The sequence below is a fragment of the Streptomyces lomondensis genome (genome assembly GCF_014651035.1).
Classification (GTDB): Bacteria; Actinomycetota; Actinomycetes; order Streptomycetales; family Streptomycetaceae; genus Streptomyces; species Streptomyces lomondensis.
On record NZ_BMWC01000002.1, the window covers coordinates 467,936 to 492,439 of the forward strand.

The window sequence follows — 24,504 nt, forward strand, 5'->3', positions numbered from 1 at the left end:
TCCAGTGGGGGTGAACCGGGGGGACGTGGTCGGGCTCGAAGGGTGGGGTAGGTCAGCCCGCGAACCAGCGCACCGGCTTCGGCGCGAGGTTCTGGTAGACGTGCTTGGTCTCGCGGTACTCGGCGAGTCCGGCCGGGCCGAGTTCGCGGCCCACTCCGCTCTTGCCGAAACCGCCCCACTCCGCCTGCGGCAGGTAGGGGTGGAAGTCGTTGATCCAGATCGTGCCGTGGCGCAGCCGGCCGGCGACGCGGCGGGCGCGGCCCGGGTCGGCGGTCCAGACGCCGCCCGCGAGGCCGTACTCGGTGTCGTTGGCCAGGGCGACGGCCTCGTCCTCGGTGCGGAAGGTCTCGACGGTGAGGACCGGCCCGAAGACCTCCTCCCGTACGACGCGCATCTCGCGGTGGCAGTGGTCGAGGACGGTCGGCTCGTAGAAGTAGCCGTTCTCCGGGCGCTGCAGGGACGGCTCGGGGCGCTTGCCGCCGGAGCGCAGGACCGCGCCCTCCTTGAGGGCGGACTCGACGTACGCCTCGACCTTGGCGCGCTGCTGCTCGGAGACGAGCGGGCCGCACTCGACGCCGTCCTCGGTGCCGCGGCCGATACGGATCTTCTCGGCGCGCCGGGCGAGTTCGGTGACGAACCGGTCCCGCACCGACTCCTCGATGATGAGGCGGGCGCCGGCCGAGCAGACCTGGCCGCTGTGGATGAAGGCGGCGTTGAGGGCCTGGTCGACGGCGGTGTCGAAGCCCTCCTCGGTGGCGCAGGCGTCGGCGAAGACGACGTTGGGGTTCTTGCCGCCGAGTTCGAGGGCGACCTTCTTGACGGTGGGTGCGGCGGCCTGGGCGACCTTGGTGCCGCTGACCAGGCCGCCGGTGAAGGAGATCAGGTCGACGTCGGGGTGCTCGGACAGGCGGGCGCCGACCGAATGGCCGGGCCCGGTGACGATGTTGGCGACACCGGCGGGCAGGCCGGCCTCGACGAGCAGCTCGATCAGCGCGATGGTCGTCATCGGGGTGATCTCGCTCGGCTTGACGACGAAGGTGTTGCCGGCGGCCAGGGCCGGGGCGATCTTCCAACTGGCCTGGAGGAGGGGGTAGTTCCAGGGCGTGATCATCGCGCAGACGCCGACCGGCTCGTGCACGACGACGCTGTGGATGTCGGGCGAGCCCGCGTCCACGACCCGGCCGGGGGCCTCGCCGGCGACCAGGTCGGCGAAGTAGCGGAAGGCGTCGGCGACGCAGTCGATGTCGACGCGGCCCTCCTCGGCGGTCTTGCCCGCGTCCCGGGCCTCCAGCAGGCCCAGCTTCTCCCGGTCCCGCACGAGCAGGTCGGCGACGCGGCGCAGCAGCGCGGCGCGCTCGGCGACGGGGGTGTGCGGCCACTCCCCCTCGTCGAACGCCCGCCGGGCCGCGGCGACCGCCAGGTCGGTGTCCTTCTCGTCGCCCTCCGCGACCACGGCGAACGGCAGGGCGTCCGCGGGGTCGAGGATCTCGCGCGTGGCGCCGGAGACGGCCGCGCGCCACTCCCCTCCCGCGTGGATGGTTTCGCGCGCCTGAAGTTCGGTACTTTCCGCCATGATCGCTTTTCGCCTTCCGTTCCTGATCAGCGCCCTTGTGTCACACACGTGTCACTAAGAGACCGAGTGCGCCTGCCCTGCACCCCCGGATGCATGCGCGATCCATGGCCGAAAGTGTGCTGTGTCACGGGAGATGCGGACAATCAGGGGCAAACCACCCGTCGATCAGGTGCGGTGACGTCAGATCGTCCAGGGCTGGAAGTCCTCCGGCGGGTCCTCCCCCACCCGTCCGTCGATCGACTCGCGGATGAGGTCGGCGTGCCCGACGTGCCGCGCGTACTCCTCGATCAGGTCGACCAGGATCCGCCGCACACTCGGGGACCGCCCGTCCCTCGTGGTGAACGCGGCGAGCCGGCCGGCGTCGCCCTCGGCGAGCACCGACCGCAGGTTCGCCCGGGACCGGGCCACGGCCCCCGCCCACAGTGCGTACAGCTGCTCGGGCGTGTCCCCGGCGGCCGATCTCCACTCCGAGCCCGGCTCGGCGTCCCGGTCCCCCGCGCGCCACTCCGGCGCGGGCTCGTTCCCGAGCAGCCGCACGGACAGGTACTGGTCCTCGACCAGGGCGAGGTGCCTGAGCAGCCCGCCCAGGGTGACGGAGGAGGACGCGATCCGCACCCCCAGACCGGCCGCGTCCAGCCCCTCCGTCTTCCAGGCGAACGTCCTGCGCTGTCGCTCCAGGGAGCCGACGAGGGTCGCGACCTCGTCGCCGGCGACCGGCGGCTCCAGCGGTACCGCCTCCGTGTCCTGAGTCATGCCCCGAAGGCTAGGGCCCGGGTCTGACAACGGGCCGGGAGCTCGGCACATCCGGTCGACACCTCGGTCGACGCATCCGATTCCTTTGACTAAAGTCAAAGATTATGGAGCCAGTGTCGACGGAGCAGGTGGCGGCCTTCCGCCGGTTCAACCGCTACTTCACACGCCGGATCGGTGTGCTGAACGACCACTACCTGGGCCAGGACCGCCCGCTCGGCGAGGCCCGGCTGCTGTTCGAGATCTCCGAGAACCCGGCCGGTGTCTCCCTGCGCGAGCTCAGGAGCCGGCTCGGCCTGGACGCCGGATACCTCAGCCGGATGGCCAAGGCCCTCCAGGCCCAGGGCATGGTCCGGCTGCGCACGCACCCGGACGACAACCGGCTGCGCATGATCGAACTGACCCCGGCCGGCCGCGTCGAGGTCAAGGAGCAGAACCGCCGCGCCGACACCCTCGCCTCGGACGTGCTGAGGGGCCTGACCGCACCCCAGCGGCAGCAGCTCACCGACGCGATGGCCACCGCCCGGCGGCTGCTGCGCCTCGCGGCCATCACCGTCGAGCTGGTCGACGGCCACGCCCCGGACGCCCGCGCCTGCCTCGACGCGTACGCCGCCGACCTCGACGCCCGCTTCCCCGAGGGCTTCGACAAGGCGGACCTGGTCCGCCCCGGCCAGGTCTCGGGGGACGCGGGCGCGTTCTTCGTGGCGTACGAGGAGGGCCGGCCGGTGGGCTGCGGGGCGCTGCGGCGGCTGGAGCCCGGGGTGGGCGAGATCCGCCATGTGTGGGTGCACCCGGACGCCCGCCGCCTCGGCCTCGCCCGCCGTCTGCTCGCCGCGATCGAGCACGAGTCCCTGCGCCGCGGCTGGAACGTCGTACGGCTCGACACGCACGCCGTGCTCACCGAGGCGCGGGCGATGTACCGGGCGTGCGGCTACCAGGAGATCCCGGCGTACAGCGACCACGTCTACGGCCAGCACTGGTTCGAGAAGCGGCTGGCCCCCTGAACGCCGCCGGCCCCGCACCGGAGGAACCGGTACGGGGCCGACGGGGAGAAACCGACGGTCAGATGAGGCCGAGGCCGCGGACCGCCTCGCGCTCCTCCTCGAGCTCCTTGACGGAGGCGTCGATCCGGGCGCGGGAGAACTCGTTGATCTCCAGGCCCTGGACGATCTCGTACTTGCCGTCCTTGCAGGTGACCGGGAAGGAGGAGATCAGGCCCTCCGGGACGCCGTAGGAGCCGTCCGACGGGATGCCCATGGAGACCCAGTCGCCCTCGGCGGTGCCGTTGACCCACGAGTAGACGTGGTCGATGGCGGCGTTGGCGGCGGAGGCGGCCGACGAGGCGCCACGGGCCTCGATGATGGCGGCGCCGCGCTTGGCGACGGTCGGGATGAAGTCCTCGGCCAGCCACTTCTCGTCGTTGACGACCTCGGCGGCGTTCTTGCCGGCGACCGTGGCGTGGAAGATGTCCGGGTACTGCGTGGCGGAGTGGTTGCCCCAGATCGTCAGCTTCCGGATCTCGGAGACCGGGGTACCGGTCTTCTTCGACAGCTGCGTCAGGGCGCGGTTGTGGTCCAGGCGGGTCATGGCCGTGAACCGCTCGGCCGGTACGTCCGGCGCGGCGGCCTGGGCGATCAGGGCGTTGGTGTTGGCCGGGTTGCCGACGACGAGGACCTTGATGTCGTCCGCGGCGTGGGCGTTGATGGCCTGGCCCTGCGGCTTGAAGATGCCGCCGTTGGCCTCCAGCAGGTCGCCGCGCTCCATGCCCTTGGTGCGGGGGCGGGCGCCGACGAGCAGACCGACGTTGGCGCCGTCGAAGGCGACGTTCGGGTCGTCCGTGATGTCGATGCCCGCCAGGAGCGGGAACGCGCAGTCGTCCAGCTCCATGGCCGTGCCCTCGGCCGCCTTCAGCGCCGGCGTGATCTCCAGCAGGCGCAGCTTCACCGGCACGTCCGCGCCGAGCAGCTGACCGGAGGCGATGCGGAAGAGCAGGGCGTAACCGATCTGGCCGGCCGCGCCGGTGACGGTGACGTTCACGGGAGTGCGGGTCATGGCGTTCTCCGTATGACAGCTGGCGGTGGGGCGTCCCTGCCCCGGACGTTTGATCGATCTCTTGGCGTCAAGAGATCCATCCAGCGGTCAGGCTATCGCGCATCCGGGATCCCGGACGGCCGGGTCGGTGTGGCCCACCCCACAACACCGCCCCAAGCCACACAAAAGGCGGCCGCCCGTCCGGGAGAGGAGGACGAAGGCGGCCGCCTTGGGGGGGGGAACCGACCGTGCCGGAATCCCGTGGGGGTACCGTTCGCGTGCCCGCGATTCCCGCGGGCATGCCTCCCTCTCCCGAATTCCTTCCCGGCTCGAACGGATCGCGCCGCCTCCGGCTATTCGGTGCAGCCCCGCTGTCCGGACGCCAGCGTCGCGCAGGCCTTGGCGTCGGCGGCGTTCTTCACGGCCACCATCGGGGTGTACGCGATCGTGTCCCCGGCCACCGTGATGCTTCCGCCCTGCTTGGCCTTGCCCGCGCTGACCTGGACCTCGTCGCCCTGCGCGGCCTGGGTGATACGGCCCCAGGCCGCCTTGCAGGTCTCGCTGTAGCGGACCTCGACGACGGTCGTGCCGACGGTGACGGTCTGGGCGGTGGTCACCAGGTCACCACTGCACCCCATGCTCTCGGCGTCCTTGCCGGTGCAGCTGTCGCCGCTGCACTTCACGCCGGGCGGCAGGTCCGGGTCGGTGCTGGCGGTCGGCGCGGGCGGCTTGGCGCTGCCCTTGGTCGCGTCGCCACCGCCGGTGAGGTAGAACGCGCCGGCGATCACCACGAGCACGCCCACGACACCCGCGAGGAACGTCCCGGTCCTCCGCTTGCCGGCGGAGCCGCCGGCCCGGCCGGAGCCGGTAGGGGTGACGTCCCGCGGGGGTTCGCCGTACGAGCCCGCCCCCGCGGCCGGTGTCCGGGCGGGTCCGCCGGGCGACCCGGTGGGCCCGGTGGGAGTCCCTGCGGACGGCCCGGCGGGTGTTCCGGCCCCCGAACCGGGCCAGGACCCGGTGCCGGCGGGGCGTCCGCCCGCCGGCGAGGGGCCCTTGTACCCGGCGATGCCCCAGGAGTTGACCTCGCTCGCGCCCCGGCCGGCGTCCTCGCGCACCCCGCCGCCGGTGGAGTCCTGGACCTCGGGAGCCGTCGGCTGCGGCGGCACCGTCGGGGCCACTCCGGCCGGGCCCGCGATACCCGGCGTGACCGTGGCACTGCCGCTCCTGCGGGCGGTCTTGCCGCCGGCGGACGCCGCCTTGCCGTCGGCCGGGGAACCGCCGAAGTCCTGCCCGCCGAACTCCCCGAGCGCGGCGCGCGCCTGGGAGATCCGGATGGCCTCCATCGTCATGTCGTGCCGCATCTCCGAGCGGCTCCAGGCACGCTCGGCGAGCTCCCACATGGTCGTCAGGTGGACCGGGTTGGTCCCGGTGACCTCGGCCAGGGCGACGATCGCGCCCTTGGGCGCGAGCAGCCGGCCGTTCAGATAACGCTCCCACGACGTCTTGCTGTAGCCCGTGCGGTCCGCCACCGACGCGATGCTCAGACCGCTGCGGTCCACGAGTCTGCGCAACTGGCTGGTGAACTCCCTGATCTGTGGATCGAGTTCATCCGGCAAGGCCCTCCAACGAGGCATTGCTTCCCCCCTCTTCCCCCCGGTTCGTGCTGTTATGTCCCGCGCTGTTCGCCCCGCGCGTGGCGGCCTTGGCCGAGTCCCCGTTGTGGCTACCCACAGGGATGCGCCCACTCAGGATCTCAGTTCCCAGACCTGGGGGCGCACAGGAGCGTGGGGAGCGCGCGCGATACACCCTGGACCGTCCTGATTGTCCACGCCAACCCCGTTGTTGCACCAGTTCGTGCGAAATCGGAAGCGGGACGTACCGGAACCGTCACTTCCGTGCCACAGCGCACTGACAGCAGTTGAACAGGCAGTTCGCCGTGCACGAGGGTGGGTCGTGGCGGCGGCCCGTCCTTCCTCGGGGGAGAGGACGGGCCGCCGCTCTCGTCACTCGCTGGTGACCGTGAAGTGCAGCGTGTCCTTCAGGAACGGGATCTGAAGCCACGGCTTCGGCTGGGCCATCAGCGCCAGCATGACGATCACCAGGCCGAGGACGCCGTAGGTGACGATGTCCGTGAAGCGGGAGCGGACGGCGAGCATGCCGACGTCCGGCAGCAGCCAGCGCATCACACCGCCGCCCAGCAGGGCGACGCCGATCAGCAGTGTCCCGAGCCGGAACTGGTCGAACGCCGTCACCAGCAGGCCCACTCCGGCCAGACCGAGCACGGCGAGGACGGGCCACTGCCGCGCGGGCGCGGGCGCGTCCCCGGACGCGGCGCGGCCACCGCCCTCGGGCCGCGCGGTGTCCTTGGTGAACAGCGGGAACCGCCGGGTGACCCGCCGCGGCACCCCCTCGGCGTCGGGCGCGCTGACGGGGTCCCGGACGGTGAGGCCCTCGGACGTGTCCTGCTCGCTGGGGGTCTGCTGCTCAGCCGACACTGCGCTCCGCCGCCTCGACCACGTTGACGAGCAGCTGGGCGCGGGTCATCGGGCCGACCCCGCCGGGGTTCGGGGAGATCCAGCCGGCGACCTCGGCCACGTCCGGGTGGACGTCGCCCACGATCTTGCCCTCGGCGCTGCGGGAGACGCCGACGTCGAGGACGGCCGCGCCCGGCTTGACGTCCTCGGCGCGGATCAGGTGGGCGGAACCGGCCGCGGCGACGATGATGTCCGCGCGCTTCAGGTGCGCCGACAGGTCACGGGTGCCGGTGTGGCACTGGGTCACGGTCGCGTTCTCGCTGCGGCGCGTGAGGAGCAGCGGCATCGGGCGGCCGATGGTGACGCCGCGGCCGACGACGACGACCTCGGCGCCCTTGATCTCCACGCCGTAGCGGCGCAGGAGGGTCAGCACGCCGTTCGGGGTGCAGGGCAGCGGCGCCGGCTCGTTGAGGACGAGGCGCCCGAGGTTCATGGGGTGCAGCCCGTCCGCGTCCTTGTCCGGATCCATCAGCTCCAGGATGCGGTTCTCGTCGATGCCCTTGGGCAGCGGCAGTTGCACGATGTACCCGGTGCAGGCCGGGTCCTCGTTCAGCTCGCGCACGGCCGCCTCGATCTCCTCCTGCGTGGCGGTGCCGGGCAGCTCCCGCTGGATGGAGGCGATGCCGACCTGGGCGCAGTCGCGGTGCTTGCCGGCGACGTACTTCTGGCTGCCGGGGTCGTCCCCGACGAGGATCGTGCCGAGGCCGGGCGTGACGCCCTTCTCCTTCAGCGCCGCCACGCGGGCGGTCAGATCGGACTTGATCGCGGCTGCGGTGGCCTTGCCATCGAGAATCTGGGCGGTCATGACCCCATCCTCGCGGATGACCCCGCCACGGTTCCAATCCGGCCGCAATCCGGGCACCGCGGGGTCCCTCCGCCCGTATCCGCTCATGATCAGCGATGTTGCACTTGCACAACACATCGGGAATGCGGCTGGACAAGCCCGTCAGTGGTGAAGAACGATGACCTGACAAGTGCCGCGGGCAGCTCAACGGGGGGACGGCCGCAATCTGAAGAACTCTCCTCCGTGCGGATGCCACGCGCGTCCCCGCACTCGGAACAACGGAGGAAAGTCCGCCATGAGCTACGGCGACCCGAACAATCCCTACGGCGCTCCCCAGGGGCAGCAGCCGCAGCAGCAGCAGCAGCCGGGTTACGGCTACCCGCAGCAGCAGGGGCAGGCACCCGGCTACGGCTACCCGCAGGCCCCTCCGGTGTCCCCCTACGGCGGACCGGCCGCGCCGACCACGATGCCGAGCTCGGTGAGCGCGGCCCGCGTGATGATGTGGGTGATCGTCGGCCTCCAGGTCGTCGGCGTGGTGCTGCTCGCCTTCGCCGCCGCGGCCCTGAACGCCGCGAAGGACGACGAGTCCCTCCAGGACAACACCGCCTTCCAGGACCTGGTCGGCCAGTCGACCGGCGTGATCTGGGGCTACGTGGTGTTCGGCGTGGCCTGGCTCGTGTTCGCGGCCGTCCTGGCGACGAAGTTCAAGAACGGCGGCAACGGCGCCCGGATCACCATCCTGGTCTTCGCCATCATCACCGCGGTGCTCGGCATCTACCCGTTCGTCATCATCGGCCTGGTGCACACCATCCTGGCCGTCCTGGTGGCGGTGTTCGTCGGCAACGCCAACGGCAAGGCCTGGTTCAACCGCCCCCGCTACTGAACGGACCCGGTCGACCGGACCGTTCACGCCAATCACACCCAAGGGCCGTGTCTCACCCGTACGAGGGGGGCACGGCCCTGGCGCGTCGCCCTAGTCTGACGGTGGTAGCTGTCAGGCACGGGGAGAGCACCTTGTACAGCATCATCGCCGTACCTCCGCCGACCACGGAGGACCAGCGAAACCACATCCAGCGCCGCGGGCCGTCGGGCGGGGTGGCCCGGTGACCGAGCCCTACGCCGTGCCCGTGCCGAAGGGGTACCGGGTCGGCGTCTGGGAGGTGCGCGAGCCCATCGCGACCGGCGCCTTCGGCAGTGTGTACGCCGCCCGGCGCACCGGTGACGCCACCGGGCGGCCCGAGGGCCGCTCCCGTCCGCGCGCGGGCGATGAGGAGCTGCCGCGGACGGCCGCCCTGAAGTTCCTGCCCACCGGCACGGCCACGCCCCGCCGGCTGACCCATCTGCGGGAGCTGATCGAGCGGGAGGTCGAGCTGTACCGGCGGCTGCGGCATCCGCGGCTGGTGCGGATGTACGAGACGCTGACGGTCGACGACCCGGACCGCCCGGAGCTGGACGGCGCCACCGTCCTCGTCCTGGAGCGGGCCGAGGGCTCCCTGTCCGCGCTGCTCGCCGCCACGCCCCGGCCCGCGGCCGGCCCCGCGCTGCTCGCGCAGGTCTGCGAGGGGCTGGCCCAGCTGCACGGGGCCGGCTGGGTGCACGGCGACCTGAAGCCGGCCAACGTGCTGCTGATGGAGGACGGTTCGGTCCGGCTCGCCGACTTCAACATGGCCGCCGAACTGGAGGGCACCCACGCCTATACCCCGGCCTTCTCCACCCCGGACTACACCCCGCCCGAGCTGCTGTGGACCGAGATCGGCGAGCGCGGCCGCCGGATCCGCCCGTCCGCCGACGTCTGGGCCTTCGGCGTCCTCGCCCACCTCGTCCTCACCGACTCCTTCCCGCTGCCCGGCGCCACCCCGGTGGCCCGCCGCGACGCGGCGGCGGCCTACGCCCGCGGCACCGACGAACTGCGCCTGTCCCCCGAACTGCCGGACGACTGGCGGCGGATCGTGTCCGCCTGCCTGACCCGCACCCACGCGGACCGCATCACCGGCGAGGCGCTGCTGCGCCGGGTCGCGGCGGCCACCGGCACCGGCCACCGCCCCTTCCGCCCGCCCCGCCTGAGCCCGGCCCGCCGCGGCTTTGGCCGTACGCCGGTCGCGGCGGCCGTGGCCGCTGCCGCCACCGCCGTCGCCGCGCTCGCCTACGGCATCAGCGTCCGGGCCGACGGCGCCCCGGGCGGGGGCGGCGGTGGCTCCGGCGCGACGGCGCACGTCTCCGCCGCCGCGTACGGCGCCGCCGAACTCCGCACCGACCGGGGCATCCCGCCCGCGTACCGGCTGCTGATCGTCGAGACGGCGCACGACTGCGACCAGAAGGACGTCACCCCGGTCCTGATCGCCGCCATGCTGAAGGTGGAGAGCGACTTCGACCCGGACCTCGCGGACCCCGCCAACGACGAGTACGGCATCGCCCGCTGGACCCCGCGCGTGCTGCGCTGGTGGATGAACGAGGACGGCACCCCCGGGGAGACCGTCCCCCAACCCCCCTTCCCGCCCGCGGAGTCCATCCCGGCGATGGGCCGCTACCTGTGCTGGATCGCACCGCGCCTGCACGAGGAGCTGCCGGGCGACCGGCGGGTACTGATCGCCGCCGCCTACCGGAGGTCGTACCGGACGGTGAACAAGGCGGGCGGCGTACCGTCGGACGTACGCGGCTACGCCGACCGCGTCGCCCACTTCCTCAAGGAGTACGCGCCGCCCGGCAAGAGATGACCCGCGGGGTCAGGCGGTAGCCTCACCCCAACTGATGTGACACGAGAGCACGTTGGTGAGGACACCACTCGGGGGATCCATGTCAGACCATCGGCCGCCCAGGCCGTCCGGCACTCCGGCGTCCCGTGACGCCGCGCTCCGGCGGTCGGGGGCGACACCACTGCGGCCCGCGGATCCCGTGCGCATCGGGCCGTACGTGCCGCTGGGCCTGCTCGGCAGCGGCGGCATGGGCCGGGTCTACCTGGCGCGGCAGGCGGACGGGACACCCGGGCTCGCCGCGGTGAAGGTCATCCGGCCCGAGTACGCCGAGAACGCGGACTTCCGGCGGCGGTTCGAGCGGGAGGCCACCGTGCACGCGCGCGTGGGCGCGCCCTACACCCCGGAGCTGCTGGGCACGGGGTTCGAGCCCGACACGGAACTGCTGTGGATGGCGACGGCCTACTTACCCGGCCTCAACCTGGCGGAGGCGGTGCGCGCGTGCGGTGTGCTGCGGCCGGACGGGGCGTGGCGGCTGGTCGGTGATCTCGGGCAGGCGCTGGGCGTGCTGGCCGCGACCGGCATCGTGCACCGGGACTTCAAGCCGTCGAACGTCCTGCTGACCCGGCAGCGCGCCCACGTCGTCGACTTCGGCATCGCGCAGGCCGCCGACGCCAGCGCGATCACCACGACCGGCAACCGCGTCGGCACGCCCGCCTTCATGTCCCCCGAGTACCTCAGGGACGGCCGCTGCGACACGGCCTCGGACGTGTTCTGCTGCGCGAGCACCGTCGTCCACGCGGTCACCGGGCACGCCCCGTTCGGCGACGGCACCGGCGTCGACGTCCTGCACCGCATCGCGTCGGAGGAGCCGAACGCGGAGGTCATGGCCGAGGTACGGACGGTCGACCCGGCCCTGGCCGACCTCCTGACGGCCTGTCTCGCCAAGGACCCGTCCCGCCGCCCGGACCCCGCGGACCTGGTCGAGGCGTCGATGTCCCGGCCCCGGGCCGCGGCCTGGCAGGAGCCGCTGGACAACCGCCTCCTCGCTCGGCAGCAGGCCGGCGAGGTGCTGCGGGAGAGCCCGGTACCGCGGCCGGAGGTGCGGCCGGCGGTGGCAGGTCCGTCCCCGGGGCCGGGCTTCGGACCGCCGCCGGGTACGCCCGCGGGTGGCACCGCGGCCCGGCGGCGCCTGAAGCCGTACGCCGTCCTCGCCGCCGTCCTCACCGTGTGCGCCGTCGCCGTCACCGCCTATGTGGTCACCCGCCCGGCGGCCCCGGCCGACGCCTCCGGCTCCCCCGCCGCGACGGCCAGTGCGTCCGGCCCGGGTGACGACCACACCGGCCTGACGGGATTCGAGGCCCCGAGCCCCTCCTCCCCGTCCGGGAGGCCGACGACCCCCGAGCCCACGGAAGCCCCGCCCAGCCCGGACGAGAAGCCCCGGGAGGAGGCCCGTACCACCCCGTCGCCCCCACCGACGACGACGCAGCCCCGCCCCTCCCCCGCCACGACACCCCCGCGTCCGCCGGCCACCCCCGCCGAGCCCCCGTGGCTCACCGACTGCACCTACTACTCCGGCACCGAACTCACCCGGCGCGGCGACAGCGGCCAGCGCGTGGTGCAGGTCCAGTGCATGCTGGCCAAGCGCGGCTACGACCTGGGCGGCGCGGGCGTGGACGGCCGGTTCGGCAAGGACACCGCCAAGGCGGTCCGGGGCTTCCAGCGCGACAAGGGGCTGGACGCGGACGGCAAGGTCGGGCCCAGGACGTGGGCGGCGCTGCGCGGTTCGTAACGAAAGACGAAATTCGTAACGAAAGACGAAAAAAGGGGGGCGGCGGCCACGACCCGGCCGCCGCCCCCGCATCCGGCCTCAGTGGAAGAAGTGCCGCGTCCCCGTGAAGTACATCGTGATGCCGGCCTTCCGCGCGGCCTCGACGACCAGCTCGTCACGGACGGAACCGCCGGGCTGGACGATGGCCTTGACGCCCGCGGCGCCCAGGACGTCGATGTTGTCGGGGAACGGGAAGAACGCGTCCGACGCGACGTACGCACCCCGGGCCCGCTCCTCCCCGGCCCGCTCCACGGCGAGCTTGCAGGAGTCGACGCGGTTGACCTGCCCCATGCCGACGCCGACCGAGGCGCCGTCCTTGGCGAGCAGGATCGCGTTGGACTTCACCGCGCGGCAGGCCTTCCAGGCGAAGGCCAGCTCCGCCAGCTCCCCGGCGCTCAGCGCCTCGCCGGTCGCCAGCGTCCAGTTCGCCGGGTCGTCGCCGTCGGCCTGGAGCCGGTCGGTGACCTGGAGCAGCGCGCCGCCGTCGATCGGCTTGACCTCCACGGCGGCGGAAGGGCCGTCGGGGCAGCGCAGCACGCGGATGTTCTTCTTCTTGGTGAGGGCCTCCAGGGCGCCGTCCTCGTAGTCCGGCGCGACGATGACCTCGGTGAAGATCTCCGCGACCTGCTCGGCCATCTCCTTGCTGACCGGGCGGTTGACGGCGATCACGCCGCCGAACGCCGACAGCGGGTCGCAGGCGTGCGCCTTGCGGTGCGCCTCGGCGACGTCCGCGCCGATCGCGATGCCGCAGGGGTTGGCGTGCTTGATGATCGCGACGCACGGCTCGGCGTGGTCGTACGCGGCACGGCGCGCGGCGTCCGTGTCCGTGTAGTTGTTGTACGACATCTCCTTGCCGTGCAGCTGCTCGGCCTCGGCGAGGCCGCCGGTGCCCGAGACGTAGAGCGCGGCGGGCTGGTGCGGGTTCTCGCCGTAGCGCAGGGTGTGCTCGCGCTCCCAGGTGGCGCCGAGGAAGTCGGGGAACTGCGACTCGTCGACGGGCGCGTAGGAGGAGGCGAACCAGGAGGCCACGGCGACGTCGTAGGCGGCCGTGTGCTGGAAGGCCTCGGCGGCGAGCCGCTTGCGGGCGGCGAGGTCGAAGCCGCCGCTCTGGACGGCCTTGAGCACATCGGCGTACCGGGCCGGGCTGGTGACGACCGCGACCGACGGGTGGTTCTTGGCCGCGGCCCGGACCATCGACGGACCGCCGATGTCGATCTGCTCCACGCACTCGTCGGGCGAGGCACCGGAGGCGACGGTCTCGCGGAACGGGTAGAGGTTGACGACGACGAGGTCGAACGGCTCGACACCCAGCTCGGCGAGCTGCCGCTGGTGGTCCTCCAGGCGCAGGTCGGCGAGGATGCCGGCGTGCACGCGCGGGTGCAGGGTCTTGACGCGGCCGTCGAGGCACTCGGGGAAGCCGGTGAGCTCCTCGACCTTGGTGACGGGGACGCCGGCAGCGGCGATCTTCGCGGCGGTGGAGCCGGTGGAGACGAGCTCGACCCCGGCCTCGTGGAGCCCGCGCGCGAGGTCCTCGAGACCGGTCTTGTCGTAGACGCTGACGAGCGCCCGGCGAAGGGGCCGCTTGTTGCTCTCGGCGGTCACTGGATAACTACCTTTCGTCCCTCAATGCGATAGCCGTTGCGGGCGAGCCGCCCCACGACCTCGACGAGCAGCCTTCGCTCGACTTCCTTGATGCGCTCGTGCAGAGCGCCTTCGTCGTCCTCGTCCCGGACCTCCACCACGCCCTGCGCGATGATCGGCCCGGTGTCGACGCCGTCGTCGACGAAGTGGACGGTGCAGCCGGTGACCTTGGCGCCGTACGCGAGCGCGTCCCGCACGCCGTGGGCTCCCGGGAAACTGGGCAGCAGGGCGGGGTGCGTGTTGACGAACCGCCCGCCGAACCGGGCCAGGAACTCCTTGCCGACGATCTTCATGAACCCGGCGGAGACGACGAGGTCGGGCTCGTAGGCGGCGACGGCCTCGGCGAGGGCGGCGTCCCACTCCTCGCGGCTGCCGTACTCCTTGACCTTGCACACGAAGGTCGGCAGCCCGGCGCGCTCGGCACGCGCCAGCCCCTCGATGCCCTCGCGGTCGGCGCCGACGGCCACGATCTCGGCCCCGTACTCCTGCGCGCCGGTGGCGGCGATCTCGTCGAGCAGCGCCTGGAGGTTGGTGCCGGATCCGGAGACCAGCACGACGAGGCGCTTGGCGCGCGGGGCCACGGGCTTGGCGGCCACGGTGGTGGGCCTTTCTCGGGGGAGCGTCTGTCCAGCGGCCGGACCTTGGCGTATCACCTTGGCGTTTGTACATTCATACGAATGCTTCGCGCCCCCGGATACGGGGAAGCCTACGAACCGGCCGACCGTCAGCAACGATACCGGCACACCGGACGGCCCCCACGGGACGGGGGCATGGCCGGAAGGTAGCGTCTGGGCGGAGCGGGTTCGGGAACGCTGTCCGGGCGCGATGCGTTCAGGAGGTGACGGACCCGGCCCCCCACGCCGCACCGACTGTCCCATCCGCCCAGCCCTACTCACCAACGGGAAGACGCTCACTTGATGCCGGACCGCAGCCTGCGACTCCTCACGTTCCCCCCGCTGTCGGCAGCACAGGGAGGGGAGCGCGGCGCCGTGCTGCTGCGGGAGCGCCCCAGCTCACCGCCCGACGCGCCGTCCGACGGCGACAGCGGCGACGGGCGGGGGCGCGGCTCCCAGGAGGACAACCCCTTCGCCCCGCCGCCCGAGGGCACCCCGGACCGGCCCTGGCAGCCGCGCCGCCCGTCGGGCGACTCCGGGGAGGGCGGCGAGCGCGACCGCTCGCCCTGGGGCAGCCAGTGGAGCGACCGCCAGCCCGGCCGCTCCCAGGACGGCTTCGGCGAACGCCCCCGCGGCGGCCCCGAGGGCCCGGGCGGCCCCCAGGGCGGCGGTCCGACCATGCGCTGGGACCCGACGGACCCCGCCCAGCGCCGCGCGCGCTACGCCCTGCTGTCGGGCATGTGGGCCTTCTTCTTCGCCCTCTTCAGCTGGCCGTACGTGGCGCTGCTGCTCGGCGCGCTCGCCCTCTACTGGGGCATCAGCGCCCTGCGCGCCAACCCCCGCAGGCCCGACCCGGACTCCCCGGCCCCCGAGCAGCAGGGCCGCCCCCAGACGACGGCGGCGGTGAGCGGCCTGGTCACGGCGTCGCTGGCGATCGCCCTGGTCGCCGCGACCTTCGCGGCCCAGCTGGTCTACCGGGACTACTACACGTGCACGAACGACGCCCTCACGAACGAGGCCAGGCAGTCCTGCTCGACACTGCTCCCGGAGGAGCTGCGGGGCGTGCTGGGGACGGACGGCTGACGCCTCGCACCGCCTCACGGACGGCCCGGCTCGGAGGTCGGGTCGCCGGGTGAGGGTGTGGTGTCGCGGGGCTGCGGTGCCCGGCCGGACTGCCGGGGGTCGCGCGGCTCGGGGGCCGGGTCGGCCGGCAGGAAGTGGTAGGGCTCGAAGTCGGTGTCGGGTGGCTGCTCCTGGTCGCTGAGGCCGTACAGGGCGTCGTGGTCGAAGGGCGCGTAGGGCATGTCCGGCGTGTCCGGCGTGTTCGGTGCGGGCTCCGGGGTCGCCGGTGGCACCTCATCCCCGGCACGCCCGGGGACTCCGCCGCCCCCGGGGACTCCGGCCACCCCTGCGACTCCGGCGACTCCCGTGCGCCGGAACCAGCCGCCACCCGGACGCGGCCCGTTCCACAGCCGCCCGCTCCGGTGCGTGCCCTCGGCCGCCTCCTCCCGCTGCCTGCCGATCCTCGCCTCCTCCGCCCGGGGCGACCGGCACCGCCAGGCCCGTACCCCCACCGCCGTCGGGACCGCCACCAGCGTCAGCCACGCCAGTGTCGCGGCGCCCACCTGCCACCACACCGGCCCGAAACCGGCCAGGACGGCGGCCCCGAGCGGCCCGCCCGCCAGCGCGGCGAGCCCCGCGAGCACGGCCGCGCAGAACACGGCCGTGAGACCGGCCGCACGGGCGGTGCGCGCCGCCGACCAGACCACGGCCCGCCCGCCGCCCGGCCTCGTCGCCCCGCCCTCCCCGGGGGCCGCGCCCTTCGCCACCATCCAGCCGACGACGACACCTGCGGCCACCGGCACGGCCCCGGCCGCCCAGTGCACCGGCGTCCCCTCCCCCGCCTCCGGCACCGCCGCCAGCAGCGGAAACGGCGGCAGGAACGGAGCCGGCGCCGAGGACAGCGGGCTGACGACATGGCCGGCGCCGAGGGCGAAGCCGGGGCCGAGGGCGTAGGCGGCACCCCACACCGCCGCGTTCGGCAGCAGGGCCGCGCACAACAGCAGCACCGCGAACCGCCCCGACCAGGCCTCGGTCAGCCGGAGCAGCGACGCCTGGGCCGTCGTACCGTGCCCCACCAGCGACAACGCCACCAGCAGCGCGCCGCCTCCGACCAGCACCGCCAGCCCGGCCGCCGTCGCCCGGGCGGCGACACCCGGGCGGCCGTCCGGGCCGAGGACCAGCGGCCGTACTCCCGCCGGCAGCACGCCCAGCAGCCGCCGCAGCGGCCCGCCCGGACGGCCGTACGCCGACCACACGCCCGCCCCCGCCGCCACGGCCGCGACCAGCGGCACGCACACCGCCGTCCACACCCACGACGGCCGCAGCGCACCGCCGGCGGCGTACAGGGCGGCGGGCGCGGCGACGGCGAGGTAGCCGAGGACGACGCCCGTCCAGGCGGTGCGGGCGGGAACGAGCGGCGGTCCCTCGCCCGGCTCGACGTCCTCGCCGAAGCCGTCGTCCTCGTCGCCCGCCCCGCCGTCCGCTGCGTCCCGCGCCGCCCGGTGCAGCAACCACACGGGCAGCGCGAGCAGCAGCAGGGGCGGGATGCCCACGGGGGCGGGGACGCCGGAGAGCGTGTCGGTGCGGACCAGTTCGGCGCCGTGGGCCAGTAGCCAGAGCGCCGCCGCGACGTGCAGCGCGCCGCCGGGGCCGCTGTCGGGATACGGGGAGCTGATCCACAGCATCATCACGAGCACGGCGAACGAGGCGAGCCCCAGGCCCGCCGCGACCGCGCCGTCCGCCAGGCCGCCGACCAGTCCGGGCGTGCGGTCGCGCATCCGAAGGAGCAGGGGCGGCGACGGACGTCGGCGAGCGGTCATCTCGATCACGCCCGCCATGCTCCCAACGACACGCGCTTTCCCGTCGTAACAGGCGAACCACCGTTGTGTCGCTCAATATACGTTTATGTACTTTTCCGTACGGAGGGGCGCCCTGTGACACAGAGCCCTGCCATGCCGCTCCCCCCGCCGAAGGAGCGTCGACGCCTGCGTGAGGCCGCCTCGCTGACGCGGGCTCAGCTGGCCTCCCGGGTGGGTGTCACCAGCGAGACGGTGCGCGGGTGGGAGACCGGCCACGTCACGCCGCGCGGCCGCAAAGGGGAGAAGTACGCGAAGTTGCTGAACTCGCTGGTGCCGGAGGGGGAGGTGACGTCGCCTCATGCGAGTGCCGCCGGTTCTGACGATCCGGCATCCGGTGATCCGGCATCCGGAGAACCCGCATATGGTGACCCCGCATCTGATGAGGGGAAGACCCGGCGAGCAGGCGGGCGGGACCGGCGGAGGGCTGCCGCGGCTGCGGAGCGGGGCCGGGCTTCTACGGCGGGCGCGGGACGCGCCTCTGCGGCCGAGGCGGGACCCACCGTGGGCGCGGGACGCGCCTTTGCCGCCGGCGGGAAGCGTGCCTCCGTGGACGACCGGAGCCGGAACTCCGTCACGGGCCGGCGGCGTACAGGCGTCGCGGACCCGGGCCGGGGGCGCGCCTCGGCCGCCGACCGGCTGCGGGGCCCTGCGCCCGAACGACCGCACACGCCCGGCCCCGACCGCGGCCTCCCTCCCGTATCCGACCGAGGGCACACCCCGGCCGCCGACCGAGGCCACCCCCCTGTCCTCGACCGAGTCCGCACCTCTGCCTCCGATCGAGCCCCGGTGCGCGAGCGGAGTCGTGGGGCCGCTCGGGCCGTGGGGACGGGGCGGGCCGGTGACGCGGCCGATGTGCTGACGCCCGAGCAGGCCTTCGACGCGCTGTACGGCCTCTGCGCTCCCGCGCTCGTCCGGCAGACCTATCTGCTGACCGGTCGCCGTGAGCTGGCCCGGGAGTCGGTGGAGCGGGCCTTCCAGATCGCCTGGCAGCGCTGGCCCGAGGTGGCCCGCGACCGCGACCCGGCGGGCTGGGTGCGCGCGATTGCGTACGAGTGCGCGCTCTCTCCGTGGCACCGGTTCCGGGCCCGCTACCGCTACCCGGAGCCGCCGCCCTCGGACACGTTCGACCGCGCGCTTATGGACACCCTGCTGAAGCTCCCGCCGTCCTACCGCCGCACGCTGCTGCTCTACGACGGGGTCGGGCTCGGCCTGCCGGAGACCGCGGCGGAGACGGAGGCGAGCACCCGGGCGGCGGCGAACCGGCTGATGCACGCCCGTGAGGCGCTCGCCGAGCGGCTGCCGGAGCTGGCGGACCCCGAGGTGCTGCACTGGCGGCTGGTCGAACTGGCCTCGACCGAGCGGCTCCGGGCCGCCAAACCGCTGGTGGTGCGGCAGGGCGGGGAACGCCGGGCCCGCTTCTGGACCCGGGCTGCCATCGCCTTCACGGTGGCCCTGATCGGCGCCACTGCCCTCACCGCCCGCACGGCCCCCACGCACTACGAGCCACCCGTGCCGCGGGGAGAGACGGTCCAGGGCGTGCCGCCGCGGGTCGCACCCGGGCCGCTGTCGGAGTCGGAGCGGGAACTGCGGGCGAAGCTGCGCGAGGAGGAGCAGAAGGGGCCGGAGCGGTTGCTGCCGCAGCCGCGGTGACAGGCCGGTGGTGACAGGCCGGTGACAGGCCTGTGGGCACGGAAACGGCGGTGGGCCCGCCCCCGGGCGGGGAGCGGGCCCACTGTCAGCCGGAGTGGCGTCAGCCGGCGAGGATCTCGCGGGCCAGCTTGGCGGTCTCGGTCGGCGTCTTGCCGACCTTGACGCCGGCGGCCTCGAGGGCCTCCTTCTTCGCCTGGGCGGTGCCGGACGAACCGGAGACGATGGCGCCGGCGTGGCCCATGGTCTTGCCCTCGGGCGCGGTGAAGCCCGCGACGTAGCCGACGACCGGCTTGGTCACGTTCTCCTTGATGAAGGCCGCGGCCCGCTCCTCGGCGTCGCCGCCGATCTCACCGATCATGACGATCAGGTCGGTGTCGGGGTCGTCCTGGAACGCCTTCAGCGCGTCGATGTGGGTGGTGCCGATGATCGGGTCACCGCCGATGCCGACGCAGGTGGAGAAGCCGATGTCGCGCAGCTCGTACATCATCTGGTACGTCAGCGTGCCGGACTTCGACACCAGGCCGATGCGGCCCGGCTTGGTGATGTCGGCCGGGATGATGCCGGCGTTCGACTGGCCGGGGGTGATCAGGCCGGGGCAGTTCGGGCCGATGATGCGGGTCTTGTTGCCCTTCTTGCCCGCGTAGGCCCAGAAGGACGCCGTGTCGTGCACCGCGATGCCCTCGGTGATGACGACCGCGAGCGGGATCTCGGCGTCGATGGCCTCGACGACCGCGTCCTTGGTGAACTTCTCCGGGACGAAGATGACCGTGACGTCGGCGCCGGTCTTCTCGATGGCCTCCTTGACGGAGCCGAAGACGGGTACCTCGGTGCCGTCGAAGTCGACGCTGGTGCCCGCCTTGCGCGGGTTCACGCCACCGACGATGTTCGTGCCGGACGCCAGCATGCGGCGGGTGTGCTTCTGACCCTCCGAGCCGGTCATGCCCTGGACGATGACCTTGGATTCCTTGGTGAGGAAGATAGCCATGGTGTTCTGTGACCTCGTCCCTTACTTCGCGGCAGCAGCCAGCTCGGCGGCCTTGTCGGCCGCGCCGTCCATGGTGTCCACGCGCTGCACGAGCGGGTGGTTGCGGTCGTCGAGGATCTGGCGACCCAGTTCGGCGTTGTTGCCGTCGAGGCGCACGACCAGCGGCTTGGTGACCTCTTCGCCCTTGGACTCCAGGAGCTCCAGGGCCTGCACGATGCCGTTGGCGACGGCGTCGCAGGCGGTGATGCCGCCGAAGACGTTGACGAAGACGGACTTGACGTCCGGGTCGCCGAGGATGATCTCGAGGCCGTTCGCCATGACCTCGGCGGAGGCGCCGCCGCCGATGTCGAGGAAGTTGGCGGGCTTGACGTTCTTGTGCGCCTCACCGGCGTACGCGACGACGTCCAGGGTCGACATGACCAGGCCGGCGCCGTTGCCGATGATGCCGACCTCGCCCTCGAGCTTCACGTAGTTCAGGCCCTTGGCCTTGGCGGCCGCCTCGAGCGGGTTGGCGGCGGCCTTGTCGTGGAGCTCCTCGAACTCGGGGTGGCGGAACTCGGCGTTGTCGTCGAGGGACACCTTGCCGTCGAGGGCGATGACGTCACCGGAGGCGACCTTGGCCAGCGGGTTCACCTCGACGAGGAGGGCGTCCGACTTGACGAAGGTGTCCCACAGCTTGACGAGGACGTCCGCGACCTTGTCGGCGACCTCGGCCGGGAACTTGGCGGCGGCCACGATCTCCTGGGCCTTGGCCTTGTCCACACCGTCGATGGCGTCGACGTCGATCTTGGCGACGGCCTCCGGGCGGGTGGCCGCCACCTCCTCGATGTCCATGCCGCCCTCGACGGAGGCAATGCAGAGGAAGGTGCGGTTGGCACGGTCCAGGAGGAAGGAGACGTAGTACTCCTCCAGGATCTCCGGGGCCGTCTCGGCGATCATCACCTTGTGGACCGTGTGGCCCTTGATGTCCATGCCGAGGATGTCCGTCGCGCGGGCGACGGCCTCGTCCGCGTCGGCGGCGAGCTTGACGCCACCGGCCTTGCCACGGCCGCCGACCTTCACCTGGGCCTTGACGACGGACTTGCCACCGAGGCGCTCGGTGGCTGCGCGGGCCGCCTCAGGCGTGTCGATGACTTCACCGGCCAGCACCGGTACATCGTGCTTGGCGAAGAGGTCCCTCGCCTGGTACTCGAACAGGTCCACGCGCTTCCGTCCCTATCAGTGATCGCGGTTCGTTGGATGCGTGGGCGTGCCGCGAAGGGCAACGTGACGTCCGCATGTGTCACAAGGGAGGCGCACACGGTGTCCGAGCGCGCGGCATGTCCGTCTCGCAGGTTATCGCCGCTTGCGGAGCCGCTCTAAATCGAGGGTCACACCTGAGCGGTGATACCTGTCACATGATGCCGCGCTCTCTGGCACGGCGTGCCTGGGGTGAGGGGCCTCACCGGGCTGGGGTTGACCCGGTGAGGCCCGCCGAACACCCCCGAAGGAGCGCAAAGTCCCTGCTAAGGACCAGGCTCTCCGGGGTGCGGGCCGGTTGGTCCCCACCCCAATGGGGACCAGCCGGCCCCATCCACGAGGTTCCGGCCCCGGACGACCGACGGCTTTCGGCCGTCCGGGGCCGGATGCCTCGTAGAGCTCTTGGGCGGATGGGTGCGGATGAGGGTGGATGGGTGCGGATGAGGGTGGATGGGTGCGGATGAGGGTGGATGGGTGCGGATGGGTGCCGGTGGGACGGCCCCCGGGGCGACGACCCACGGGGCTCCAGGGACGGGACGCGGCTGCCCCGCGTGGCCGATCTGCGACGGGGCGCGGCGGTCCGGCCGGGTGCGCCAGGTGTGCTAGCCGGGGAAGACGCTTACGTCCCGGTGTCTGTCCCGGGTTCCGTCCGCGTAGGAGCAGGCCGCGGCCCCGGGGACGAGCCTCAGCGGGGCGCGGTGGTCCAGGGTGACGGCATGCACGTCACCCTGGCGCGAGGTGCTGTTGTCGACGGTGGCCCGATGCCCGAGCGTGCCGTCAGGACGACCGCCGGGGGCGTGTTCGGCCGGGGCGTGCCGGACGTGGGCGGGCTGTCCGGCGCGGTCCGGGTCCCCGTGGTCTCGCCGGCCGGCACGGGAGCCGTGCTCGGCGTCGTATGCCCTGGTGCCCGCACCCGCACCGGTCGGCTCCATCACCTCGGACCGCTCGACGGAGACAGACCCGTCATCCGACGGCGCCTGCACACCGCCCGGCTGCGGCTGAGCCACCACCGGCACGGGAAGGGCGTGGCCGGGCAGGGCCGGACGGCTGGGCAGCCAGGGAGAACCGGGCTCTCCGGGGAGGGCGACGCCGTCATCGGGCGGGGCGGGGACGTCCGGCAGGGCGGGCAGGCTCGGCAGGTCGGGGAGGGCGGGGGCGTCGGGGACGGCGGGGGCGTCAGGGAGCGTGGGGAGCGGCGGCTGGGCGGGCAGGTCGGACAGCGGCGGGAGCTCGGGCAGCGCCGGCGCCGCTGGGGCGTCGGGCAGCTCGGGCAGCGTCGGCCCAGTCGGCAGTCCGGACAGCAACCGCAGCTCGGGCAGCACCGGCGCCGGCAGGCGTGGCGGCTTCGGTCGGTCGGGAGGTACCGGCGTCGACGGCCGCTTGGGCGACTGTGCCGGTGCAGGCTCCGTCGCCTCCGCCCCCGACTCCGCCCGGCCCCCGCTCACCACCTGGCCCACCACACCAGCGGCCCGTACGACTCGCTCCTCTACGGCCCTGACGCCGTGAGCGGCGTCGGCTCCGGGCACGACGTGAGGATCTGTCGCCTCGGTCCACCCAGCCGTGCCGTTCGTCAATACGCGCCCGCCGTCCGCCGCATGCGCCCGCTCTCCGCACAGCAGCCCGATGAGGAGCACTCCGCCCACCAGCAGCCCCACCTGGAGGGCACGCCGCCCGGCCGCCGTGCGCAGCATGCGCAGCGCGGCACCGGGCAGGGCTGCTGACCAGGTCAAGAGGGGGAGCTTCCTCCCGTGCGACGGAACAGGCGCGGAACGCGTCACGCGTTACGGGCACCGAGTCGGCACCACGCGGTACTGCCCGGCACAGCGCGACGCACCGCCGAGCAGGCGCTGATCCTCGCACGGGAGTGCGGAGGTTGCGCAAGCCCCTCCCTACTGATGACCAGTCATGTCCCTTTTAGCAACCCGATTTCGATGACTGCATCGACAAGTCGCCATCCAACCGCTCCGCATCACGCCGCATCCGGTATCGGCAACGGCCGCTTCTCGATCGCCGCCGCCATCACCTCCGGGAACAGATCGGGCGTGCAGGCGAACGCCGGTGCCCCCAACGCGGCGAGCGCGGCCGCGTGCTCCCGGTCGTACGCCGGTGCCCCCTCGTCCGAGAGCGCCAGCAGCGTCACGAACTGCACCCCCGACGCCTTCATCGCCGAGACCCGCTTGAGCATCTCGTTGCGTATTCCGCCCTCATAGAGGTCGCTGATCAGCACGACCACCGTCTCCGCGGGCCGGGTGATCTGCGACTGGCAGTACGCGAGCGCCCGGTTGATGTCCGTACCGCCGCCGAGTTGCGTCCCGAACAGGACGTCGACCGGGTCGTCGAGCTGGTCGGTGAGGTCGACGACCGCCGTGTCGAAGACGACGAGTCGCGTGGAGATCGTCCGCATCGAGGCGAGCACCGCTCCGAACACCGATGCGTACACGACCGATGCCGCCATGGATCCCGACTGGTCGATACAGAGGATGACCTCCTTCTTCGTGGACTGGGTCGCCCGCCCGTACCCGATGAGCCGCTCCGGCACGATCGTCCGGTACTCGGGCAGGTAGTGCTTGAGGTTGGCCGCGATGGTGCGGTTCCAGTCGATGTCGTGGTGTCGTGGCCGGTTGATGCGGGCGCTGCGGTCGAGGGCGCCGGTGAGGGTGGCCCGGGTGCGGGTGGCGAGCCGCTTCTCCAGGTCCTCGACGACCTTGCGTACGACGGCCCGTGCCGTCTCCTTCGTCGTCTCGGGCATCGCCTTGTTGAGCGACAGCAGCGTGCCGACCAGGTGCACGTCGGCCTCCACCGCCTCCAGCATCTCCGGCTCCAGCAGGAGCGTGGCGAGTCCGAGCCGGTCGATGGCGTCGCGCTGCATGACCTGCACGACCGAGGACGGGAAGTACGTCCGGATGTCCCCGAGCCAGCGCGCCACGGACGGCGCCGACGCCCCGAGCCCCGCCGAACGGTCCCGGCCGCCCTGCGACGTGCCGTCCTTCCTGCCGTAGAGCGCGGTGAGCGCCCCGTCCATCGCCGCGTCCTGACCGGACAGCGCGCATCCGGTGCCGTCCGCCGCGTCTCCGCCGAGCACGAGCCGCCACCGCCGCAGCCGCTCCTGCGCCGGGTCCGTCACCTCGGCCGTCATCCGTGGCCTCCCCCGCGAAGCCGCTCCCACAGGGGGATCACCGGCACGGTCGTCGTCGGCCGGCCGTCCGCCCGGGCGCCGTTCCCGGCGGTGTCCCCCTGTGCCGCCCTCGTCGTCGGCTCGCT

General features: G+C 73.0%; 19 protein-coding genes and 1 pseudogene. 7 read left to right on the plus strand and 13 right to left on the minus strand.

All coding sequences use genetic code 11. The annotated features are described in order from the left end of the window. Nucleotides 1-52 precede the first annotated feature (52 nt). On the minus strand, nucleotides 53-1,573 hold the full coding sequence (locus IE255_RS09565) for an aldehyde dehydrogenase family protein (RefSeq protein ID WP_190049752.1): 1,521 nt from the start codon (nucleotides 1,571-1,573) through the stop codon (nucleotides 53-55). 180 nt (nucleotides 1,574-1,753) lie between these two features. After that, on the minus strand, nucleotides 1,754-2,326 hold the full coding sequence (locus tag IE255_RS09570) for a DinB family protein (protein ID WP_190049753.1): 573 nt from the start codon (nucleotides 2,324-2,326) through the stop codon (nucleotides 1,754-1,756). A gap of 104 nt (nucleotides 2,327-2,430) precedes the next feature. Here IE255_RS09570 and IE255_RS09575 point away from each other — a divergent pair, with 104 nt between their 5' ends. Beyond that, nucleotides 2,431-3,327 carry a bifunctional helix-turn-helix transcriptional regulator/GNAT family N-acetyltransferase gene (locus tag IE255_RS09575; RefSeq protein WP_190049754.1) on the plus strand — a complete coding sequence of 299 codons (897 nt, stop codon included), beginning with the start codon at nucleotides 2,431-2,433 and terminating at the stop codon, nucleotides 3,325-3,327. Nucleotides 3,328-3,385: 58 nt separating this feature from the next. Here the strand turns inward: IE255_RS09575 and IE255_RS09580 are convergent, their stop codons facing one another. The 4 genes from IE255_RS09580 to IE255_RS09595 form a co-directional block, all read right to left on the minus strand. Beyond that, entirely contained in the window at nucleotides 3,386-4,375 is a 990-nt protein-coding gene (locus IE255_RS09580; RefSeq protein ID WP_190049755.1) for a malate dehydrogenase, read from the minus strand. 332 nt (nucleotides 4,376-4,707) lie between these two features. Next, complete coding sequence (locus IE255_RS09585; protein ID WP_229906335.1) at nucleotides 4,708-5,970, minus strand: XRE family transcriptional regulator; 1,263 nt, start codon at nucleotides 5,968-5,970, stop codon at nucleotides 4,708-4,710. A 387-nt stretch (nucleotides 5,971-6,357) separates the two neighbouring features. Beyond that, nucleotides 6,358-6,849, minus strand: a complete 492-nt coding sequence (locus IE255_RS09590) for a DUF3017 domain-containing protein (RefSeq protein ID WP_190049757.1) — start codon at nucleotides 6,847-6,849, stop codon at nucleotides 6,358-6,360. Continuing rightward, on the minus strand, nucleotides 6,839-7,693 hold the full coding sequence (locus tag IE255_RS09595; protein WP_190049758.1) for a bifunctional methylenetetrahydrofolate dehydrogenase/methenyltetrahydrofolate cyclohydrolase: 855 nt from the start codon (nucleotides 7,691-7,693) through the stop codon (nucleotides 6,839-6,841). The genes IE255_RS09590 and IE255_RS09595 overlap by 11 nt, the downstream gene beginning before the upstream one ends. Before the next feature lie 274 nt (nucleotides 7,694-7,967). On the opposite strand from IE255_RS09595, the gene IE255_RS09600 reads away from it, so the two are divergent. The 3 genes from IE255_RS09600 (at nucleotide 7,968) to IE255_RS09610 (ending at nucleotide 12,154) form a co-directional block, all read left to right on the plus strand. Further along, nucleotides 7,968-8,555: a hypothetical protein gene (locus IE255_RS09600; RefSeq protein WP_190049759.1), complete on the plus strand. Its 588-nt coding sequence runs from the start codon at nucleotides 7,968-7,970 to the stop codon at nucleotides 8,553-8,555. A 220-nt stretch (nucleotides 8,556-8,775) separates the two neighbouring features. Continuing rightward, nucleotides 8,776-10,386: a protein kinase domain-containing protein gene (locus IE255_RS09605; RefSeq protein WP_190049760.1), complete on the plus strand. Its 1,611-nt coding sequence runs from the start codon at nucleotides 8,776-8,778 to the stop codon at nucleotides 10,384-10,386. A 79-nt stretch (nucleotides 10,387-10,465) separates the two neighbouring features. After that, the gene (locus tag IE255_RS09610) at nucleotides 10,466-12,154 is read left to right on the plus strand and encodes a serine/threonine-protein kinase (protein ID WP_190049761.1); all 1,689 of its coding nucleotides are present in this window, start codon (nucleotides 10,466-10,468) and stop codon (nucleotides 12,152-12,154) included. Between the two features lie 78 nt (nucleotides 12,155-12,232). On the opposite strand, the gene purH is transcribed toward IE255_RS09610, so the two are convergent. After that, a complete protein-coding gene (gene purH, locus IE255_RS09615; protein WP_190049762.1) occupies nucleotides 12,233-13,795 on the minus strand; it encodes a bifunctional phosphoribosylaminoimidazolecarboxamide formyltransferase/IMP cyclohydrolase in 1,563 nt (520 codons plus the stop codon). Further along, on the minus strand, nucleotides 13,792-14,430 hold the full coding sequence (gene purN / locus IE255_RS09620) for a phosphoribosylglycinamide formyltransferase (RefSeq protein WP_190049763.1): 639 nt from the start codon (nucleotides 14,428-14,430) through the stop codon (nucleotides 13,792-13,794). The genes purH and purN overlap by 4 nt, the downstream gene beginning before the upstream one ends. 321 nt (nucleotides 14,431-14,751) lie before the next feature. Here purN and IE255_RS09625 point away from each other — a divergent pair, with 321 nt between their 5' ends. Beyond that, nucleotides 14,752-15,531 carry a hypothetical protein gene (locus IE255_RS09625; protein WP_190049764.1) on the plus strand — a complete coding sequence of 260 codons (780 nt, stop codon included), beginning with the start codon at nucleotides 14,752-14,754 and terminating at the stop codon, nucleotides 15,529-15,531. 14 nt (nucleotides 15,532-15,545) lie between these two features. Here IE255_RS09625 and IE255_RS09630 read toward each other — a convergent pair whose 3' ends face one another. Then, nucleotides 15,546-17,348 (minus strand): cell division protein PerM, encoded by a 1,803-nt coding sequence (locus IE255_RS09630; RefSeq protein ID WP_229906336.1) that lies wholly within the window; start codon nucleotides 17,346-17,348, stop codon nucleotides 15,546-15,548. A 114-nt stretch (nucleotides 17,349-17,462) separates the two neighbouring features. Here IE255_RS09630 and IE255_RS40330 point away from each other — a divergent pair. Next, a pseudogene (locus tag IE255_RS40330) lies at nucleotides 17,463-17,573 on the plus strand (RNA polymerase subunit sigma-24); the annotation flags it as partial. Nucleotides 17,574-17,870: 297 nt separating this feature from the next. Beyond that, nucleotides 17,871-19,019 carry an RNA polymerase sigma factor gene (locus IE255_RS09635; RefSeq protein ID WP_372487521.1) on the plus strand — a complete coding sequence of 383 codons (1,149 nt, stop codon included), beginning with the start codon at nucleotides 17,871-17,873 and terminating at the stop codon, nucleotides 19,017-19,019. Between the two features lie 100 nt (nucleotides 19,020-19,119). On the opposite strand, the gene sucD is transcribed toward IE255_RS09635, so the two are convergent. From sucD to IE255_RS09655, 4 genes are all read right to left on the minus strand, one after another. After that, complete coding sequence (gene sucD / locus IE255_RS09640; protein WP_190049766.1) at nucleotides 19,120-20,004, minus strand: succinate--CoA ligase subunit alpha; 885 nt, start codon at nucleotides 20,002-20,004, stop codon at nucleotides 19,120-19,122. A 21-nt stretch (nucleotides 20,005-20,025) separates the two neighbouring features. Next, on the minus strand, nucleotides 20,026-21,207 hold the full coding sequence (sucC, locus tag IE255_RS09645) for an ADP-forming succinate--CoA ligase subunit beta (RefSeq protein WP_190049767.1): 1,182 nt from the start codon (nucleotides 21,205-21,207) through the stop codon (nucleotides 20,026-20,028). A 638-nt stretch (nucleotides 21,208-21,845) separates the two neighbouring features. Beyond that, on the minus strand, nucleotides 21,846-22,973 hold the full coding sequence (locus IE255_RS09650; RefSeq protein ID WP_190049768.1) for a hypothetical protein: 1,128 nt from the start codon (nucleotides 22,971-22,973) through the stop codon (nucleotides 21,846-21,848). A 239-nt stretch (nucleotides 22,974-23,212) separates the two neighbouring features. Continuing rightward, nucleotides 23,213-24,379, minus strand: coding sequence for a VWA domain-containing protein (locus tag IE255_RS09655; protein ID WP_190049769.1), 1,167 nt, complete (start codon nucleotides 24,377-24,379; stop codon nucleotides 23,213-23,215). Nucleotides 24,380-24,504 lie beyond the last annotated feature (125 nt).

Bases quoted from the DNA above. Each gene is read 5' to 3' on its own strand.
- IE255_RS09570 (WP_190049753.1), bottom strand. From the start codon at position 2,326: ATGACTCAGGACACGGAGGCGGTACCGCTGGAGCCGCCGGTCGCCGGC.
- IE255_RS09565 (WP_190049752.1), bottom strand. From the start codon at position 1,573: ATGGCGGAAAGTACCGAACTTCAGGCGCGCGAAACCATCCACGCGGGA.
- IE255_RS09655 (WP_190049769.1), bottom strand. From the start codon at position 24,379: ATGACGGCCGAGGTGACGGACCCGGCGCAGGAGCGGCTGCGGCGGTGG.
- IE255_RS09625 (WP_190049764.1), top strand. From the start codon at position 14,752: ATGCCGGACCGCAGCCTGCGACTCCTCACGTTCCCCCCGCTGTCGGCA.
- sucD (WP_190049766.1), bottom strand. From the start codon at position 20,004: ATGGCTATCTTCCTCACCAAGGAATCCAAGGTCATCGTCCAGGGCATG.
- IE255_RS09575 (WP_190049754.1), top strand. From the start codon at position 2,431: ATGGAGCCAGTGTCGACGGAGCAGGTGGCGGCCTTCCGCCGGTTCAAC.
- IE255_RS09580 (WP_190049755.1), bottom strand. From the start codon at position 4,375: ATGACCCGCACTCCCGTGAACGTCACCGTCACCGGCGCGGCCGGCCAG.
- IE255_RS09595 (WP_190049758.1), bottom strand. From the start codon at position 7,693: ATGACCGCCCAGATTCTCGATGGCAAGGCCACCGCAGCCGCGATCAAG.
- IE255_RS09630 (WP_229906336.1), bottom strand. From the start codon at position 17,348: ATGGCGGGCGTGATCGAGATGACCGCTCGCCGACGTCCGTCGCCGCCC.
- IE255_RS09600 (WP_190049759.1), top strand. From the start codon at position 7,968: ATGAGCTACGGCGACCCGAACAATCCCTACGGCGCTCCCCAGGGGCAG.
- IE255_RS09610 (WP_190049761.1), top strand. From the start codon at position 10,466: ATGTCAGACCATCGGCCGCCCAGGCCGTCCGGCACTCCGGCGTCCCGT.